18 protein-coding genes and 1 other annotated feature are annotated in these 18516 nt (G+C 48.5%); of the genes, 16 read left to right on the top strand and 2 right to left on the bottom strand.

What is annotated here, in order from left to right:
* The 4 genes from CJP72_RS06065 (at nt 1) to CJP72_RS25410 (ending at nt 6210) form a co-directional block, all read left to right on the top strand.
* Nucleotides 1-693 carry a DNA transfer protein gene (locus tag CJP72_RS06065; RefSeq protein ID WP_162379991.1) on the top strand — a complete coding sequence of 231 codons (693 nt, stop codon included), beginning with the start codon at nt 1-3 and terminating at the stop codon, nt 691-693.
* 9 nt (nt 694-702) lie between these two features.
* Nucleotides 703-2130, top strand: a complete 1428-nt coding sequence (locus tag CJP72_RS06060) for a phage DNA ejection protein (protein ID WP_162379990.1) — start codon at nt 703-705, stop codon at nt 2128-2130.
* The gene (locus tag CJP72_RS06055) at nt 2130-3977 is read left to right on the top strand and encodes a DNA transfer protein (protein WP_162379989.1); all 1848 of its coding nucleotides are present in this window, start codon (nt 2130-2132) and stop codon (nt 3975-3977) included. Before CJP72_RS06060 ends, CJP72_RS06055 begins: the two co-directional genes overlap by 1 nt.
* 76 nt (nt 3978-4053) lie before the next feature.
* Nucleotides 4054-6210 (top strand): phage head-binding domain-containing protein, encoded by a 2157-nt coding sequence (locus CJP72_RS25410; protein WP_238340008.1) that lies wholly within the window; start codon nt 4054-4056, stop codon nt 6208-6210.
* A 43-nt stretch (nt 6211-6253) separates the two neighbouring features.
* On the opposite strand, the gene CJP72_RS06045 is transcribed toward CJP72_RS25410, so the two are convergent.
* A complete protein-coding gene (locus CJP72_RS06045; protein ID WP_162379988.1) occupies nt 6254-7378 on the bottom strand; it encodes an acyltransferase family protein in 1125 nt (374 codons plus the stop codon).
* Nucleotides 7379-7969: 591 nt separating this feature from the next.
* On the opposite strand from CJP72_RS06045, the gene thrS reads away from it, so the two are divergent.
* The 12 genes from thrS (at nt 7970) to CJP72_RS05985 (ending at nt 18202) form a co-directional block, all read left to right on the top strand.
* Nucleotides 7970-9898, top strand: a complete 1929-nt coding sequence (gene thrS, locus CJP72_RS06040) for a threonine--tRNA ligase (protein ID WP_162379987.1) — start codon at nt 7970-7972, stop codon at nt 9896-9898.
* A 3-nt stretch (nt 9899-9901) separates the two neighbouring features.
* The gene (gene infC / locus CJP72_RS06035) at nt 9902-10444 is read left to right on the top strand and encodes a translation initiation factor IF-3 (protein ID WP_071828920.1); all 543 of its coding nucleotides are present in this window, start codon (nt 9902-9904) and stop codon (nt 10442-10444) included.
* Nucleotides 10445-10540: 96 nt separating this feature from the next.
* The gene (gene rpmI / locus CJP72_RS06030; RefSeq protein WP_003030583.1) at nt 10541-10738 is read left to right on the top strand and encodes a 50S ribosomal protein L35; all 198 of its coding nucleotides are present in this window, start codon (nt 10541-10543) and stop codon (nt 10736-10738) included.
* Nucleotides 10739-10791: 53 nt separating this feature from the next.
* Nucleotides 10792-11148 carry a 50S ribosomal protein L20 gene (rplT, locus tag CJP72_RS06025; RefSeq protein ID WP_162379986.1) on the top strand — a complete coding sequence of 119 codons (357 nt, stop codon included), beginning with the start codon at nt 10792-10794 and terminating at the stop codon, nt 11146-11148.
* Between the two features lie 120 nt (nt 11149-11268).
* Nucleotides 11269-11393 (top strand) — a sequence feature (Phe leader region).
* Nucleotides 11274-11318 (top strand): pheST operon leader peptide PheM, encoded by a 45-nt coding sequence (gene pheM, locus CJP72_RS06020; protein WP_001386830.1) that lies wholly within the window; start codon nt 11274-11276, stop codon nt 11316-11318. (Overlaps the previous feature by 45 nt.)
* A 114-nt stretch (nt 11394-11507) precedes the next feature.
* Complete coding sequence (gene pheS, locus CJP72_RS06015) at nt 11508-12491, top strand: phenylalanine--tRNA ligase subunit alpha (RefSeq protein WP_162379985.1); 984 nt, start codon at nt 11508-11510, stop codon at nt 12489-12491.
* A 15-nt stretch (nt 12492-12506) separates the two neighbouring features.
* Nucleotides 12507-14894, top strand: coding sequence for a phenylalanine--tRNA ligase subunit beta (pheT, locus tag CJP72_RS06010; protein ID WP_162379984.1), 2388 nt, complete (start codon nt 12507-12509; stop codon nt 14892-14894).
* A 4-nt stretch (nt 14895-14898) separates the two neighbouring features.
* Entirely contained in the window at nt 14899-15198 is a 300-nt protein-coding gene (gene ihfA / locus CJP72_RS06005) for an integration host factor subunit alpha (RefSeq protein ID WP_003030571.1), read from the top strand.
* Between the two features lie 101 nt (nt 15199-15299).
* Entirely contained in the window at nt 15300-16280 is a 981-nt protein-coding gene (gene btuC, locus CJP72_RS06000) for a vitamin B12 ABC transporter permease BtuC (RefSeq protein ID WP_162379983.1), read from the top strand.
* An 81-nt stretch (nt 16281-16361) separates the two neighbouring features.
* The gene (locus tag CJP72_RS05995; RefSeq protein WP_162379982.1) at nt 16362-16913 is read left to right on the top strand and encodes a glutathione peroxidase; all 552 of its coding nucleotides are present in this window, start codon (nt 16362-16364) and stop codon (nt 16911-16913) included.
* Nucleotides 16913-17662 carry a vitamin B12 ABC transporter ATP-binding protein BtuD gene (gene btuD, locus CJP72_RS05990; protein ID WP_162379981.1) on the top strand — a complete coding sequence of 250 codons (750 nt, stop codon included), beginning with the start codon at nt 16913-16915 and terminating at the stop codon, nt 17660-17662. The genes CJP72_RS05995 and btuD overlap by 1 nt, the downstream gene beginning before the upstream one ends.
* A gap of 75 nt (nt 17663-17737) precedes the next feature.
* Nucleotides 17738-18202 carry an NlpC/P60 family protein gene (locus CJP72_RS05985; RefSeq protein ID WP_162379980.1) on the top strand — a complete coding sequence of 155 codons (465 nt, stop codon included), beginning with the start codon at nt 17738-17740 and terminating at the stop codon, nt 18200-18202.
* 94 nt (nt 18203-18296) lie between these two features.
* Here CJP72_RS05985 and CJP72_RS05980 read toward each other — a convergent pair.
* Nucleotides 18297-18516: IS1 family transposase (locus CJP72_RS05980; protein ID WP_024169687.1), on the bottom strand; the 220-nt coding region annotated here is incomplete at its 5' end.

Below are 18516 nucleotides of genomic sequence, written 5' to 3'. Positions count from 1 at the left end.
ATGAGCAACATTTTTGCACTGGGCAGGAAACTGCGCGGTGAGGAGCCTCTTTATCCTGAAAAAGGTGGGAAAGGTGGGGGCGGTGCCGATAAAAGCGCAAAGTATGCAGCTGAGGCAACTCGATACGCTGCAGACCTTCAAAACCAGCAATTCAACAGAGTGATGGAGCAGCTCGCACCTTACGCCGCAGCCGGTCTTCCTGCTCTTCAGCAGATCCAGCAACTGTCAACACTGGAAGGCCAGAACAAGGCCCTCAATCAGTATTACGGGTCAGATCAGTACAACCAACTTGCAAACCAGGCCCGCTATCAAAATCTCAACGCAGCTGAAGCGACTGGTGGTCTTGGATCCACCGCAACCAGTAATCAGCTTGCGGCCATCGCGCCAACGCTGGGGCAAAACTGGCTATCCGGACAAATGCAGAATTACGGAAACCTGTTAAACGTCGGTCAGTCGGCTGCGGCAGGTCAGGCGTCAGCCGGGCAGAACTATGCCAATAATGCCGGGAATCTTGCCCAGCAAATGGCGGCTATTAAGTCTCAGGGCTCAGGGCAATCATCATTTGGCAATGCTGTTGCCGGCGGAACAAGCGGAGCGCTTGCCGGTGCTGGCATCGCAAATCTTCTCGGATCATCAACTCCGTGGGGTGCTGGCATTGGTGCTGGTATTGGGATTCTCGGCTCTCTGTTTTAAGGGGTTATCGTGGCCACATTTCAACTTGCAGGCCTGCCATCAATGCAGGTGTCTAACCAGAATGCGCCTGGTCAGCCGTCACTATCCAGTTATGACTTTACTCAGCGGCCAAATGTTGGCGTTCAACTTGCGCAGGGAATTAGCGGTATAACTCAGGCAATTGGCCAGGGTGAGGCTGCCAAGCGACTGTCTGAATTTCAGCAGGCATTCGGCCAGGCTTATGCGGCAGGCGATCGCGATGCATTGCGCCAACTGGCGGCATCAAATCCAGAACAGATTGAAACAATCCGCCAGGGAATGGGATTTATTGACGCTGATCGCAATCAGTCAATGGGCGACATGTCGGCGCGCCTTAACATTGCAGCGGCACAGGGTCCGGACGCAGTGATGAGGGAGCTTGCAAATAATCAGAATGCGCTGCAGCAGATCGGAGTGTCTCCCCAACAGGCATGGGAGACGTACCAGCAGAATCCGCAAGGATTTAGCCAGTTAACAGACATGCTCGGTATGCACGCAGTTGGTCCTGAGAAGTATTTCGATATCCAGGACAAGATCGCTGGTCGCGATATTTCTCGAGGACAACTTGCAGAGCAGATCCGCAGCAACCAGGCTAGCGAAGCTAACACTATTCGCGGTCAGAATATAAGTCGTGAAAACTCCATTCGCTCAGCTAATGCGCCAACTGCAGCGATGCAAAACTATAACCAGTATGCGCAATTGCTGAAATCAGATCCTGAATCAGCGGCAACATTTGCCGCCGCTGCAGGCATCAATCCATCAGCCAAAAAACTGATGAAGGTTGAAACCAATCCTGATGGTTCGGTGACGAAATACTACACGGACGGCAGCGAAGAGGCCGGGAAAATTAACCAGCCCATCAATGGCGACGGCATTAAACCAATCAGTCTGCCTCAGGCTCAGTCGATCATCGACAAGGCTAATGAAGGCTCTAAGAAAGCAGCAGGTTTTGCCTTGCGCCTAAAGGATTCAATGGACTCCATGAACGAGCTTGGAAAAACCATTGACCCGAAGCGTGTAGCATTAATTAACCGCTCTCTTGGTGATGGAACTATAGCAAACCTGAGCCTATCTCCGGCAGAACAGCAGTATATGGTTAATGCCAGGGATGCGCTTTACGCAATTTTGCGACCAGAAACAGGGGCAGCGATTACTCTTCCTGAAATGCAGGAGTATTCGAAAATGTACCTACCGCAACCTGGCGACTCAAAAGGCGCAACCGATACAAAAATGCGAAAAATGAAAGGTCAATACAACTCACTTCGCGGTCAGTCTGGTCGAGTATATGACGCGTTAGCTGTGTCTACAGCTGCTAACAATCAGGACCAACAACCCGAACAAAATAAGCAACAACAGCAAGCACCACAGCAGCCTGCAATGCACACCTCTAAATCCGGCATTCGATTCACGGTGGAATAATGAAAGTTACAGCCAACGGTAAGACATTCACATTCCCAGAAGGAACAAGCACTGAGGATATTGGATCGGCTATTGATGAGTATTTTTCTGGGCAGTCTGCACAGCAGGAACGGCAACGCACATCTACGACCACAGAAAACAATCCACAGCAACAAGAGACATCATTAATGCAGCGCGCTGGTGATTTCCTGACTGGCGGGAAGAGTGCCGGACAGATTACAGAGCAAGCTGGTCGCGGACTGGTTAACATCCCGTTTGATGTGCTGCAAGGCGGCGCCAGCCTGATTAACGCTATTAGTCAGGGATTAGGTGGTCCAAAGGTTCTTGATGACGTGTATCGACCGATTGACAAGCCAACCGATCCATATGCTCAGGCTGGAGAAACCATTGGTGGGTATCTTATTCCAGGAATTAAGGGGGCTGGAAGCATGGCGGCCGGATCCGTTGCTGAGGCTGCCAACCAGCAGGGAGATTTCGCTGAGAACGTCGCAAAGAATGCAGCAATTAACCTTGGTGCTCAGGGGTTGTTGTCAGGCGCCGCAAAAGTAATAGGGCGTGGAGTTACAGCATTAAAGGGTGAGATAGCACCGGAAGCAAAACGCGTTATTGAGACGGCAGAAAGCATGGGTGTAACGCCTATGACATCTGACTTAATAAAGCCTGAAAGCGCACTCACACGAGGTCTTGTGCAAGGCGGTGAAGGTGCCATTCTCGGAACTGGCGCGAAACGTGCTGAGCAATACGCAACCAGGAGCAAGCTTGTAAGCAACTACCTTGACCGTTTCGGTGAATATAATCCTGATGACGTGGTCCAGTCGCTAACCAGCACGTTAAGAGGCCGAAAGGATGCAGCTGGCGCCGTTATTAATGACGTCACCAACAAGATGGGAAATACTGCGGTAGATACCACCAATACCATGAATGCTCTGGATACCGCTATCGCCAGACAGGAAAGGCTAGGTACGTCCGCGAATCAGAACCTTCTTACCTCTCTTCGTAATCTTCGCGATGAACTGGCCGACCCGGCTGCAGATCTTGATATGACGTTTGACTTACTGCGCCAGCACCGCACCGCATTTCGTTCAAATGTTCAGGGTGACTCTATGGTATTCCCTGATCAGGCAAAGGCGGCCACCAATATGGTTGAGAATGCCATGTCCAGAGATTTGCGGAATGCCGTTGGGAAAACGCTTGGACCGAGCGATGCATCGGCGTATCTGAAAGCGAATTCTGACTACGCCAATGTCTATAATAAGGTTCTGAATAAGAACATTGCCAATAAACTGAACAAGGCCAGCAGTGAATCGACCCCTGAACTGATTAACAGCGTAGTGTATAGCCGCAAACCATCAGATGTTAAACGCATCTGGAGCGCCCTTGATGATAAGGGCAAGGATGCAATGCGGGCGGCGTACATCAGCAAGATTGCAGAGCGCGCCGGTGATTCACCTGCAAAATTCATGACGGAAGTTAACAAGCTAAAATCTCAGTCTGGCGGTGCGATCTACAACACCATTTTCAGCGGGAAGCACATGAAGGAACTGGATGCTTTGCATGATGTTCTGAGAGAGACGGCCAGATCTGATGCTGCAAATGTGGTAACGCAGACAGGGCAGGCGCTGGCAAATCCATTAAGAGTGGCGGCGGCCATACCAACACTTGGTATATCTCTTGCTTCTGAGGCTGGATATGGACTTGCCTTGCGAATGTATGAAAGCCAGCCAGCCAGAAATGCGCTTCTACGTCTTGCAAACACAAAGGCAGGTACTCCTGCACATGAAAAGGCGTTGAACCAGGCTGCAGTTGCCATCAGACCGCTACTGGCTAACGAAGCAACTCAGCAATAACAACCAATAACTTAATTTAACGCAATGCTGCGCAAGTTTTAGCTTGTGCGGCTTTGCTGCGCCCGGAGCAAAATAAATGTCAGACATTACTGCCAACGTTGTCGTATCAATGCCAAGCCAATTGTTTACGATGCCTCGTCAATTCAAGGCCGTAGCAAACGGGAAGATCTACATAGGGCTTCCTGATACCGACCCAACATCGCCATCCAATCAAATTCAAGTATACCTGGAGAATGAAGATGGCTCACACGTACCAATTGATCAGCCACTTGTAATTAACTCAGGAGGATATCCTGTATACAATGGGCAGATTGCGAAATTTGTTACAGTGCAAAACCATAGCATGGCAGTGTATGATTTATATAACTCGCAGCAGTTCTATTTCCCAGACATATTAAAATATTCACCAGACCAACTAAGACAAGAGCTGGGAAGTGATAGCGGCGCTTCATTAATAGGCGTAGATGGTGGTGGAACGCTACAGGATAAATTAGATAAATATGACACCCTATTCCACAGAGTTGAAACTGTTAGCGAGCTCCACCTCCTAAATGAACCAATCGGAACAAAAGTTAGAGTTCTTGGGTATTATGAGGCAGGTGATATCCCTGAATTCGACTGCATCATTCAGGAAGGTAACACTGATGAAGACTTTGGTTATGTTTTCAAAACAAATAATGGATACGCATTAAGAACAACAAAATTCGATACTCTTGATATAAGGTACTATGGAGCCAAGCAAGGTGATGCAACAGCAACCACGCGAGCCATAAACAATATCATGATGTTCACTCAGAAGAGTGATTATCGCACCATCTATATACCAAGCGGAGAGTGGCCTGTAAACTCTGTAGCACATGAAATAAAGGTTGATAACTTTTCAATATACGGTGAGGATGGAGCGATAGTTAATATAACTATCGGATTCCTGATTGGCGCTTATCCTTATGCAACTGGAGGATTTCGAAGAAATATATCGGTGGACAATATAAGGTTTGTAGGAAATAACACATCGGCAATTGCATGTTTTGATATGAGCATGGTTGTTGGAATCACAATTAAAAACTGCATATTTGAAGAATGCGTTGTTAATGGTCACGTCCTAGACGCAATTGGCTGCTCAGAAATAATGGTAGCAAACTGCCAGGTTGTTGGTAGCAATCTTGGGTCACAAGTAAATAAATATGCAGAGGCCTTCCAGCTTGCAGAGGCTGACCCTGCCGGGCAGTCATGGAGACATCCAGAGTATGATACTTTCTTCGACGGAAGAAGCTCCACCAACGCTGTTTTCAGCAACTGTAGATTTGTACCAAAACTGAACTTAGATGGCTCTATAAAATCATACCCACCAAGGCCAATAGGTGGTCATTCACCAGGCGCGTCAGCAGCAATAAAGAATTTAACGATATCTAACTGCTTTATTGACAGGGTTACACCGTACACGCCTGGAGTGCCAAGAACTGAAGCAATTTCCGCAATAAATGTATTTGTTAGCGGAATTATAAATATATCAGACAATGTATACATAGGCCATGGTTCTTCCACTATCAGGTCGAGACCATTCCTATGTGTAGCATACAAACCAGAATATGTAGAGTCATCTGGTACTACTATTAATGTCGATAGGAATACCATACCCAGAAGCGGAGAGGCTGTCACTGACTCTGAGATTCTTATAAGCACATTGACAGGGTCGGCGTCTGTAACCAGGAATGTTATTATAAATCTTTCTGGAAACCAACTATCAAGCGTGATAGGAACTCAGCCACAATTGCTTGTACAAGTTAATAACTCTACCAACCCGATAACTGGAGTGCGATTAAACGTAAGGATGTGCTCCATTAAGCTCTCAAGATATATAGCTTTTGCTACCGAGGTTCAGGAGGTGCATGTTTCTGATTGCATATCTATAGATGGATCAACACAGGCAGTGAATGCGCAATGCAGTATCGTTCAGGGGTTATTTGCTGTAGTAACTGGATGTACAATGACCAGGTCAGGATTCACTGACACCAGAGGTTATTTGAGGTCATCATTAAGTCACAACACATGGAACAGCGAAAATTCACAAGGTGGAGTATTTAGGCGGTGTATAATCTCAACGTCTTCTAGCTTCAGCTCCGTAGGAAATAGAGTGTATGGCCAAGAGGGTGGCGCATCTGAGTATGGCATCTTCTTTGATAATGGAGTTAAGCAGTCAACTGCTGATTATGAATTTAGCGTGAAATCATAATCCACAAATTGGAAGGGTGCGAGCGCCCTCCCAATATAAACAATCAAGACTTTCTTATAAAAGGATATTCTATATATCTAAATGTTAGCGAGCAACCCATACATATAATAAGGCATAACGAAGACTGTATTAAAAGCAATTGAGTTCCTGAAACATAAATTCCGTTTAAATAACTACCTCCTATAATAGCAAAGGCGTAAAATGCAATCACATGCAATAGATAAATACTATAACTGATTTCTCCCATATACTGCAAAGACTTGCATTTAAATATTGATGGCTCGCTTATTATGAATGATATAAACATGATTGATACTGACATTATTTTAATGTAACTATAATTGTGTGTGTTTATCGTTGTTAAGTACGCAGTAGACACAATGGACATAATAAATATTATTGTGGATGAGTATTTGATTATATTATTTTTATTTATTTTTGACTCAATTAAAGCTGCGACTCCTCCGGCAATGAAGCACGCCCACATGTTTTTCCCATCTATGTAAAAAACAAAGGAAGCTAAAGATATTAAACATATAAAGCATACTGCAGATGCTTTTCTTGAAGACATTATTGCAGCAATCAAAGGAAGGGTAATGTAAAACTTAATTTCAAATGGAAGAGTCCACACCATAGTAACAAGTTGACTACCATCAAATCCGGTAAGCAAATATGAATCAGAAAGGAATCCAAAAGTCATCAACTTTATTGAATTAACAATGAATCTTTCATCAATAGATGATGACATGGCCAATCCTATTGACAAAACCACCAAAACAAAAAATGAGTAAAGAGGGGCCAATCTTTTGAATCTAGACCAAAAATATTTACTCCAATCTTGATTTCTATTGTTTATTAGTTTTTTTATGAATAAGAAAGCGGTGATGCAAAAAAATATCTGAACGCCTATGGCACCAAGAGCTACATTGTATTTGAAGCTTGGTACAAGTATTTCTTGATTGGAAAATCCGGATAATCCAACTCTCCAGCTGTGAGCGCAAACAACAAATACAGCAGCAAGACCTCTTATACCATCCACGTGCGTGTATCTTTTTCTAACATCATCACCTGATGACAGGTGCGGTAGCGTATTTAATCTTGATAAAATACCACAAAAAATTATAAAGCTACCAATAATGGTTATAGATACAAGATACGAGTATAGCATTCGTTGTTTCCCATCTGTTGTACCACTTTAAATGTGATCGGTTTGTTCTGGCACATAGCTTTCTCATTGAAAACTATGACAATCAATGGATGAGAAGTGTATCACCATTATTAAACTCGATCGATACTGCAATTCAGTAATGTTGTCGTTATATGAAGTAAGTTTTGTGTGGATATTATTCATTTGCGATTAATAATCAGATCTAGGAGAACCAATGCTTCGCACAATCATCTGTGACGGATGCAGAAAGGAACTCTGCCAGGAACATCCACTCCAGACGATGCCACCTGTCTGATATGAGTCAGCGGGGAGGGGATATGCAGCATCGACCACCGAGTCCGGGGCCACCTCCTGACGATGATGACGATCTTCCTCAAGGGAATGAGGAAGGTAGTGCATTCTCCCTTTTTTTAGTGTTACCATCATTCGACCGAATGAAGATGGCGCCTAGCGGATTTTCATTTGTGTACCAGATTGTGTACCAATTTAGCAATTGTTGGTTAGATGGTCGCACAACTAACTGTAAACAAATACATTTTCTCTTTGTATGTGATCTTTCGTGTGGGTCACCACTGCAAATAAGGATATAACATGCCTGTTATTACTCTTCCTGATGGCAGCCAACGCCATTACGACCACGCTGTAAGCCCCATGGATGTTGCGCTGGACATTGGTCCAGGACTGGCGAAAGCCACCATTGCTGGCCGTGTAAATGGCGAGCTGGTGGATGCTTCCGACCTGATCGAGCATGATGCAACGCTTTCCATCATCACTGCGAAAGATGAAGAAGGTCTTGAGATCATTCGTCACTCCTGTGCGCACCTGTTAGGGCACGCGATCAAACAACTTTGGCCGAATACCAAAATGGCTATCGGTCCGGTTGTCGACAACGGTTTTTACTATGACATTGATCTTGACCGTACGTTAACCCAGGAAGATGTCGACGCGCTCGAGAAGCGGATGCACGAGCTCGCTGAGAAAAACTACGACGTCATTAAGAAAAAAGTCAGTTGGCACGAAGCTCGTGAAACCTTCGTGAAGCGTGGCGAGACGTATAAAATCTCTATTCTTGATGAAAACATTGCTCATGATGATAAGCCTGGCTTGTATCATCATGAAGAATATGTCGACATGTGCCGCGGTCCTCACGTGCCGAACATGCGTTTCTGCCATCACTTCAAACTGATGAAAACCGCAGGCGCGTACTGGCGTGGCGACAGCAACAATAAGATGTTGCAGCGTATTTATGGTACTGCATGGGCCGATAAAAAAGCCCTGAGCGCCTACCTGCAACGTCTGGAAGAAGCGGCCAAACGCGATCACCGTAAAATCGGTAAGCAGCTTGACCTGTACCATATGCAGGAAGAAGCGCCGGGTATGGTGTTCTGGCACAATGACGGCTGGACCATTTTCCGTGAACTGGAAGTTTTTGTTCGTTCAAAACTGAAAGAGTACCAGTATCAGGAAGTGAAAGGCCCATTTATGATGGACCGTGTTCTGTGGGAAAAAACAGGGCACTGGGACAACTATAAAGATGCGATGTTCACCACGTCTTCCGAGAACCGTGAATATTGCATCAAACCGATGAACTGCCCGGGTCACGTTCAGATCTTCAATCAGGGTCTGAAATCCTACCGCGATCTGCCACTGCGTATGGCGGAGTTCGGTAGTTGCCACCGTAACGAACCGTCAGGTGCGCTACACGGCCTGATGCGTGTACGTGGCTTCACTCAGGATGATGCGCATATCTTCTGTACTGAAGAGCAGATCCGTGATGAAGTGAATGCCTGCATTCGTATGGTCTACGATATGTATAGCACTTTTGGCTTCGAGAAGATCGTCGTCAAACTGTCCACTCGCCCCGAAAAACGTATCGGTAGCGATGAAATGTGGGACCGTGCTGAAGCGGATTTAGCGGTTGCGCTGGAAGAAAACAACATCCCGTTTGAATTCCAACTGGGTGAAGGCGCGTTCTACGGTCCGAAAATTGAATTTACCCTGTATGACTGCCTCGATCGTGCATGGCAGTGCGGTACTGTACAGCTGGACTTCTCTCTGCCGTCCCGTTTAAGCGCCTCTTATGTTGGCGAAAACAACGAACGTCAGGTGCCGGTTATGATTCACCGCGCAATTCTTGGGTCTATGGAACGTTTCATCGGTATCCTGACTGAAGAGTTCGCTGGCTTCTTCCCGACCTGGCTTGCGCCAGTTCAGGTTGTGGTCATGAATATTACCGATTCACAGTCTGAATACGTTAACGAATTAACGCAGAAACTACAAAATGCGGGTATTCGAGTAAAAGCAGACTTGAGAAATGAGAAGATAGGCTTTAAAATCCGCGAGCACACTTTACGTCGTGTCCCTTACATGTTGGTCTGTGGCGACAAAGAGGTAGAAGCAGGCAAAGTTGCCGTGCGTACCCGTCGTGGCAAAGACTTGGGCAGCCTGGACGTAAATGAAGTTATCGAGAAGCTGCAACAAGAGATTCGCAGCCGCAGTCTTCAACAACTGGAGGAATAAGGTATTAAAGGCGGAAAACGAGTTCAAACGGCACGTCCGAATCGTATCAATGGCGAGATTCGCGCCCTGGAAGTTCGCTTAACAGGTCTGGAAGGCGAAGCTTTGGGTATTGTGAGTCTGAGAGAAGCTATCGAAAAAGCTGAAGAAGCTGGAGTAGATTTAGTTGAAATCAGCCCTAACGCCGAACCGCCAGTTTGTCGTATTATGGACTACGGCAAGTTCCTTTATGAAAAGAGTAAGTCTTCTAAGGAACAGAAGAAGAAACAAAAAGTTATCCAGGTTAAGGAAATTAAATTCCGTCCTGGTACCGACGATGGCGATTATCAGGTAAAACTCCGCAGCCTGGTACGCTTTCTGGAAGATGGCGATAAGGCTAAGATCACGCTGCGTTTCCGCGGTCGTGAGATGGCCCACCAACAGATCGGTATGGAAGTGCTGACGCGCGTTCGTGACGATCTGAGTGAACTGGCAGTAGTCGAATCCTTCCCTACGAAGATCGAAGGCCGCCAGATGATCATGGTGCTCGCTCCTAAGAAGAAACAGTAAGGCCTTCAAGTAGCAATGTCTGTGGAGCCTACGGGTTCCACAGCTGTTGTTCGCCTATGTTTCGTTTATTAACAATGCGAAGTGGAAGTTATTAAAATGCCAAAAATTAAGACCGTACGCGGTGCTGCTAAGCGCTTCAAAAAAACCGGTGGTGGTGGATTTAAGCGTAAGCATGCAAACCTGCGTCATATTCTGACCAAAAAATCGACTAAGCGTAAACGTCACCTGCGTCCAAAAGGCCTTGTTTCTAAAGGCGATCTGGGTCTGGTAATCGCGTGCCTGCCGTACGCATAAGCCGTTAACGTTTAACTTTTTTTCACTAAGAATATAGATACAGGAGAGCACATATGGCTCGCGTAAAACGTGGTGTAATTGCACGCGCACGTCACAAAAAAATCATGAAACAAGCCAAAGGCTACTACGGTGCGCGTTCTCGCGTATACCGCGTTGCCTTCCAGGCTGTTATCAAAGCCGGCCAGTATGCTTACCGTGACCGTCGTCAACGTAAGCGTCAGTTCCGTCAACTGTGGATTGCGCGTATCAACGCAGCAGCACGTCAGAACGGCATTTCTTACAGCAAATTCATCAACGGCCTGAAAAAAGCCTCTGTTGAAATTGACCGTAAGATCCTGGCTGACATCGCAGTATTCGACAAATTAGCGTTCACCGCTCTGGTCGAAAAAGCGAAAGCAGCTCTGGCATAAGCCAGTGAAAAGAGGGAGCCTGGCTCCCTCTCTTTTATTTGTAGTGCAATCAATCATTTGACAATTTACCCGTAACCCTTTTCAATAAAGGTCTTTCGGTTTTTACCCAACAAGGTAACGCAAGCATGAATGCTGCTATTTTCCGTTTCTTTTTTTACTTTAGCACCTGACTTCAGGAGGCTAGCGCGTGAGAAATGAAACGGAAAACAGCGCCAGAAAGCCTCCCCAGTGGAGGCTTTTTTTGTATCTAAAATTGCGCGATCTATTTCAAGTAGCAGGCGTACAGACTGCAACTCGAAATAGTTAGAGCAAAAATAATGACCACAAACGGTGTCTTCACCGACACAATGAGGAAAACCATGTCACATCTCGCAGAGCTGGTTGCCAGTGCAAAGGCAGCCATTAACCAGGCGTCAGATGTTGCCGCGTTAGACAATGTACGCGTCGAATATTTGGGCAAGAAAGGGCATTTAACCCTTCAGATGACGACCCTGCGCGAACTGCCGCCAGAAGAGCGCCCAGCCGCTGGTGCGGTTATCAACGAAGCGAAAGAGCAGGTGCAGCAAGCACTGAACGCACGTAAGGCAGATTTAGAAAATGCTGCTCTGAACGCGCGTCTGGCCGCTGAAACGATTGACGTTTCACTGCCTGGTCGTCGTATCGAAAACGGCGGTCTGCATCCGGTGACCCGTACCATTGATCGTATTGAAAGTTTCTTTGGCGAGCTTGGTTTTACCGTGGCGACGGGCCCGGAAATCGAAGACGACTATCACAACTTCGATGCGCTGAACATTCCAGGTCATCACCCGGCACGTGCAGACCACGACACATTCTGGTTTGATGCGACCCGCCTGCTGCGTACGCAGACCTCTGGCGTTCAGATCCGCACCATGAAAGACCAGCAACCGCCGATTCGTATCATCGCGCCGGGCCGCGTGTATCGTAACGATTACGATCAGACCCACACCCCGATGTTCCATCAGATGGAAGGCTTGATTGTTGACACCAACATCAGTTTTACCAACCTGAAAGGCACGCTGCACGACTTCCTGCGTAACTTCTTTGAAGAAGATTTGCAGATCCGTTTCCGTCCTTCTTACTTCCCGTTCACAGAACCTTCTGCAGAAGTGGATGTGATGGGTAAAAACGGCAAATGGCTGGAAGTGCTGGGTTGCGGCATGGTGCATCCGAACGTACTGCGTAATGTCGGCATCGATCCGGAAATTTACTCTGGCTTCGCCTTTGGTATGGGTATGGAACGTCTGACGATGCTGCGTTATGGCGTGACTGACCTGCGTTCATTCTTCGAAAACGATCTGCGTTTCCTCAAACAGTTTAAATAAAGGCAGGGATAAATAATGAAATTCAGTGAACTGTGGTTACGCGAATGGGTTAACCCGGCTATCGATAGCGATGCGCTGTCGAACCAAATCACGATGGCGGGTCTGGAAGTTGATGGTGTTGAGCCAGTAGCCGGCGAGTTTAACGGCGTGGTCGTGGGCGAAGTGGTGGAGTGCGGTCAGCATCCTAACGCCGACAAACTGCGTGTAACGAAAGTCGATGTCGGTGGTGAACGTCTGCTGGATATCGTCTGCGGCGCGCCAAACTGTCGTCAGGGGCTGCGTGTGGCGGTGGCGACCATCGGTGCCGTGTTGCCGGGCGATTTTAAAATTAAAGCGGCTAAGCTGCGTGGCGAGCCGTCGGAAGGGATGCTGTGCTCCTTCTCCGAACTGGGAATTTCCGACGATCATAACGGCATCATCGAACTGCCTGCGGATGCGCCGATCGGTACTGATATCCGCGAATATCTGAAACTTGATGATAACACCATCGAGATCAGTGTGACGCCAAACCGTGCCGACTGTTTAGGTATTATCGGTGTCGCACGTGACGTCGCTGTGCTGAACAAAGAGCCGTTGGTTGAGCCGGAGATCGCGCCGGTTGCGGCGACGATCAATGATACGTTGCCTATCGCAGTAGACGCGCCAGAAGCCTGTCCGCGCTACCTGGGCCGCGTAGTCAAAGGTATCAACGTTAAAGCACCAACGCCGCTGTGGATGAAAGAGAAACTGCGCCGTTGTGGTATCCGTTCTATTGATGCCGTAGTTGATGTGACCAACTACGTGCTGCTCGAACTGGGTCAGCCAATGCACGCGTTTGACAAAGACCGCATCGAAGGCGGGATTGTCGTGCGGATGGCGAAAGAGGGTGAATCTCTGGTGCTACTGGATGGCACTGAAGCCAAACTGAGCGCTGACACGCTGGTCATTGCCGACCATCAGAAAGCGCTGGCAATGGGCGGTATCTTCGGCGGCGAGCACTCCGGTGTGAACGACGAAACGCAAAATGTGTTGCTGGAATGCGCATTCTTCAGCCCGCTCTCCATTACGGGGCGCGCACGCCGTCATGGCCTGCACACCGACGCATCTCACCGCTATGAACGTGGCGTGGATCCGGCTCTGCAGCACAAAGCCATGGAACGTGCGACGCGCCTACTGATCGACATCTGTGGTGGTGAAGCCGGTCCGGTTATTGACGTCACCCATGAAGCGACGTTGCCTAAGCGTGCGACCATTACCCTGCGTCGCAGCAAACTGGATCGCCTGATCGGTCATCACGTTGCGGATGAACAGGTGAGCGATATTCTGCGTCGTCTGGGTTGCGAAGTCACTGACGGTCAGGACGAGTGGAAAGCAGTTGCACCGAGCTGGCGCTTCGATATGGAGATTGAAGAAGATCTGGTTGAAGAAGTGGCGCGCGTGTACGGCTACAACAATATCCCTGATGAGCCGGTTCAGGCGGGTCTGATCATGGGGACACACCGTGAAGCCAATCTGTCGCTGAAGCGCGTCAAAACGATGCTGAATGACAAAGGCTATCAGGAAGTGATCACCTATAGCTTTGTTGATCCTAAAGTACAGCAATTGATTCACCCGGGTGTTGAAGCGCTGCTGTTGCCAAGCCCAATCTCTGTCGAGATGTCAGCAATGCGCCTGTCTCTGTGGACTGGCTTACTGGCGACCGTTGTCTATAACCAGAACCGTCAGCAGAATCGCGTACGCATTTTCGAAAGCGGTCTGCGTTTTGTTCCTGATACTCAGGCGAACCTGGGCATTCGTCAGGACCTGATGCTGGCAGGGGTGATTTGTGGTAACCGCCACGATGAACACTGGAACCTGGCAAAAGAGAGCGTTGATTTCTATGATCTGAAGGGCGACCTGGAGTCAGTGCTGGACCTGACCGGTAAACTTGCTGACGTTCAGTTCAAAGCAGAAGCCAATCCGGCACTGCATCCTGGACAGTCCGCAGCGATTTATCTGAAAGGTGAACGTATTGGTTTTATTGGGGTTGTTCATCCTGAGCTGGAACGTAAACTGGATCTCAACGGTCGCACTCTGGTGTTTGAACTGGAGTGGAATAAGCTCGCAGACCGCGTGGTGCCTCAGGCGGGTGAGATTTCTCGCTTCCCGGCTAACCGCCGTGATATCGCGGTTGTGGTCGAAGAAAACGTTCCTGCAGCAGATATTTTATCTGAGTGTAAGAAAGTTGGCGTAAATCAGGTAGTTGGCGTAAACTTATTTGACGTGTACCGCGGTAAGGGTGTTGCGGAGGGTTATAAGAGCCTCGCTATCAGCCTGATCCTTCAGGATACCAGCCGTACACTCGAAGAAGAGGAGATTGCCGCTACCGTCGCCAAATGTGTAGAGGCATTAAAAGAGCGATTCCAGGCATCATTGAGGGATTGAACCTATGGCGCTTACAAAAGCTGAAATGTCAGAATATCTGTTTGATAAGCTTGGGCTTAGCAAGCGGGATGCCAAAGAACTGGTCGAGCTGTTTTTCGAAGAGATCCGTCGTGCTCTGGAAAACGGTGAGCAGGTAAAACTCTCTGGTTTTGGTAACTTCGATCTGCGTGATAAGAATCAACGTCCGGGACGTAACCCGAAAACGGGCGAAGATATTCCCATTACAGCACGGCGCGTGGTGACCTTCAGACCCGGACAGAAGTTAAAGAGTCGGGTTGAAAACGCAACGCCCAAAGAAGAGTAATTTTCACTAACTAAAAAGGCCGCTTTTGCGGCCTTTTTTCTTTTCACTGCCGTATAAGCACCGTAAAATCAATATCATCCCTTTTCAGCAGAATGGAAAATATGCTGACTTTTGCCCGCCAACAACAGCGACGACATGTGCGCTGGATTCTGAGTCTGACGGCGCTAACGCTGCTGGCCGCTACCGTAAGTTTATGTGCTGGAGAACAGTGGATCGCTCCTGGTGAGTGGTTTGGTACTCGTGGCGAGCTGTTTGTCTGGCAAATTCGACTGCCACGGACGTTGGCTGTTTTGCTGGTAGGCGCCGCGCTGGCGCTCTCTGGCGCGGTGATGCAGGCACTATTTGAAAACCCACTTGCAGAGCCGGGACTGCTCGGCGTCTCCAACGGCGCTGGCGTGGGGCTGATTGCGGCCGTGCTGTTAGGGCAGGGGAAGCTTCCGGGTTGGGCGTTGGGGCTATGTGCGATTGCAGGTGCGCTCATTATCACGCTAATTCTTCTGCGTTTCGCGCGTCGTCATCTTTCGACCAGTCGCTTACTGCTCGCCGGTGTCGCGCTGGGCATTATTTGTAGCGCACTGATGACGTGGGCGATCTATTTTTCCACCTCTTTTGACCTGCGCCAGTTGATGTACTGGATGATGGGAGGATTCGGCGGCGTTGACTGGCAACAGAGCTGGTTGATGATTGCATTGATTCCGGTTCTGCTCTGGATTTGCTGTCAGTCGCAGCCTATGAATATGCTGGCATTAGGCGAAACCTCGGCTCGCCAGCTTGGGTTGCCTTTATGGTTCTGGCGTAATCTTCTTGTGGTGGCGACAGGATGGATGGTTGGCGTAAGCGTGGCGTTGGCTGGGGCAATCGGCTTTATCGGTTTGGTTATTCCCCATATATTGCGCTTGTGCGGGTTAACCGACCATCGTGTCTTATTGCCTGCTTGTGCGCTGGCGGGGGCGATTGCTTTGTTGACGGCTGATGTGATCGCCCGACTGGCGCTCGCCTCCGCGGAACTCCCCATTGGTGTGGTGACAGCGACATTAGGGGCGCCGGTCTTCATCTGGTTGCTATTAAAAGCAGGACGTTAACTATAAAGGTCATCGCTGTTCGGTCTATGATTAAAAGCTGACATTGTTCCATACTCATTCGTCTGTAACCCGGGAGATGCTATGCAAAAGACTATTCTCAACACTCAAGTGACGAACATCGACGGTGAGGACATCTCGCTGGAGAAATATGCCGGAAATGTACTGTTGATCGTTAACGTGGCATCAAAATGTGGTTTAACGCCGCAGTATGAGCAACTGGAAAACTTGCAAAAAACCTGGGGAGAGCGTGGATTTGCCGTGCTGGGTTTTCCGTGCAACCAGTTCCTCGGACAAGAGCCGGGCAGCGAAGATGAGATTAAAACGTACTGCGCCACGACCTGGGGCGTGACGTTCCCGATGTTCAGTAAAATTGATGTGAATGGTGATGCGCGTCATCCGTTGTACCAAAAATTGATCGCTGCCGCGCCTGCGGCTATTGCTCCACAGGCAAGCGGTTTTTACGAACGGATGGTCAGTAAAGGTCGTGCGCCGCTGTATCCTGATGATATTTTGTGGAACTTTGAGAAGTTTTTAGTGGGCCGGGATGGACATGTCGTGCAGCGTTTTTCACCCGACATGACGCCTGAAGATCCCATTGTCATGGAAAGCATCAAACTGGCGTTGGAGAAATAATGTCTGTGCTGATGCAGTTACAGGACGTGGCTGAAGGCTCCCGGCTTGGTCCACTTTCAGGTTCGATCAGAGCCGGGGAAATCTTGCACCTTGTCGGACCTAACGGCGCGGGGAAAAGCACACTTCTGGCGCGGATGGCGGGCTTGACCTGCGGCGACGGAACTGTCGTATTTGGCGGTACGGCTCTGGAATCCTGGCCTGCCGCCAAACTTGCCCAACATCGCGCTTACCTTGCGCAGCAGCAAAATCCCCCTTTTGCCATGCCTGTCTGGCATTACCTGACGCTTCATCAGCCCGATAAAACACGAACCGATCTGCTCAAAGAGATGGCAGATGCGCTTGGATTGGGCGATAAACTGGAGCGGGGCACGAATCAGCTTTCCGGCGGCGAGTGGCAACGTGTTCGTCTTGCAGCGGTGATGCTGCAAATTTCACCGGATTCTAATCCTCACGGGCAATTATTGCTTCTGGATGAACCGATGAACAGTCTGGATGTTGCGCAACAAAACGCATTGGACCGATTGCTCAGTCGACTGTGCCTCCAGGGAATTGCTGTCGTGATGAGTAGCCATGATCTTAACCATACGCTACGCCATGCGCATCAGGCGTGGCTATTGAAACGTGGCGCGTTGATTGCTTGTGGCCCGCGTGAAGACGTGCTGACGCCGCCCAATTTAGCGCGTGCTTATGGGTTAAACTTCCGGCGACTGGATGTAGAAGGACACAGAATGCTCATATCAACCACTTAAGTTAAATGGTCTCTTGAAAATAAGGCACTTTCCACGCTATATAGATATAAAAATAAAAAAGAGGATTCGTCCTGAATGCGTTTTTGGTTCCTTCTTATCGCAGCACTGGTGTTAGCTGGGTGTAGTAGCCATCGCGCTCCTGCGCCAAATGCCAGACTTTCGGATTCCATTACGGTTATCGCGGGTCTTAATGATCAGTTGCAAAACTGGCGCGGAACACCGTACCGTTATGGCGGAATGAGCCGTAGCGGCGTGGATTGCTCAGGGTTTGTTTTGATGACGATGCGTGACCAGTTCGATCTGCAACTGCCACGAGACACCCGACAACAGTCCAAAATTGGTACGGAAATCGACAAAGATGACCTCCTGCCCGGCGATCTGGTTTTTTTCAAAACCGGTTCGGGGGAGAGCGGTCTGCATGTCGGAATTTATGACACCAATAATCAATTTATCCATGCGTCGACCAGTAGAGGGGTGATGCGTTCGTCTCTCGACAATGTCTACTGGCGTAAAAATTTTTGGCAGGCCCGACGAATTTAATCATGGGTATGGCGAGATTTACCTGGTTTATCATCCATATTTTAAAACGGATTGTTGCGGTGAATGACATAAGGTTGGCGGTAATGACTCCAACTTATTGATAGTGTTTTATGTTCAGATAATGCCCGATGACTTTGTCATGCAGCTCCACCGATTTTGAGAACGACAGCGACTTCCGTCCCAGCCGTGCCAGGTGCTGCCTCAGATTCAGGTTATGCCGCTCAATTCGCTGCGTATATCGCTTGCTGATTACGTGCAGCTTTCCCTTCAGGCGGGATTCATACAGCGGCCAGCCATCCGTCATCCATATCACC

The sequence above is a fragment of the Citrobacter sp. NCU1 genome (assembly GCF_010231475.1).
Taxonomy (GTDB): Bacteria; Pseudomonadota; Gammaproteobacteria; order Enterobacterales; family Enterobacteriaceae; genus Citrobacter_D.
The sequence above is the reverse complement of the archived record's forward strand: the minus strand, read 5'-3'. Positions and strand labels throughout refer to the sequence as shown.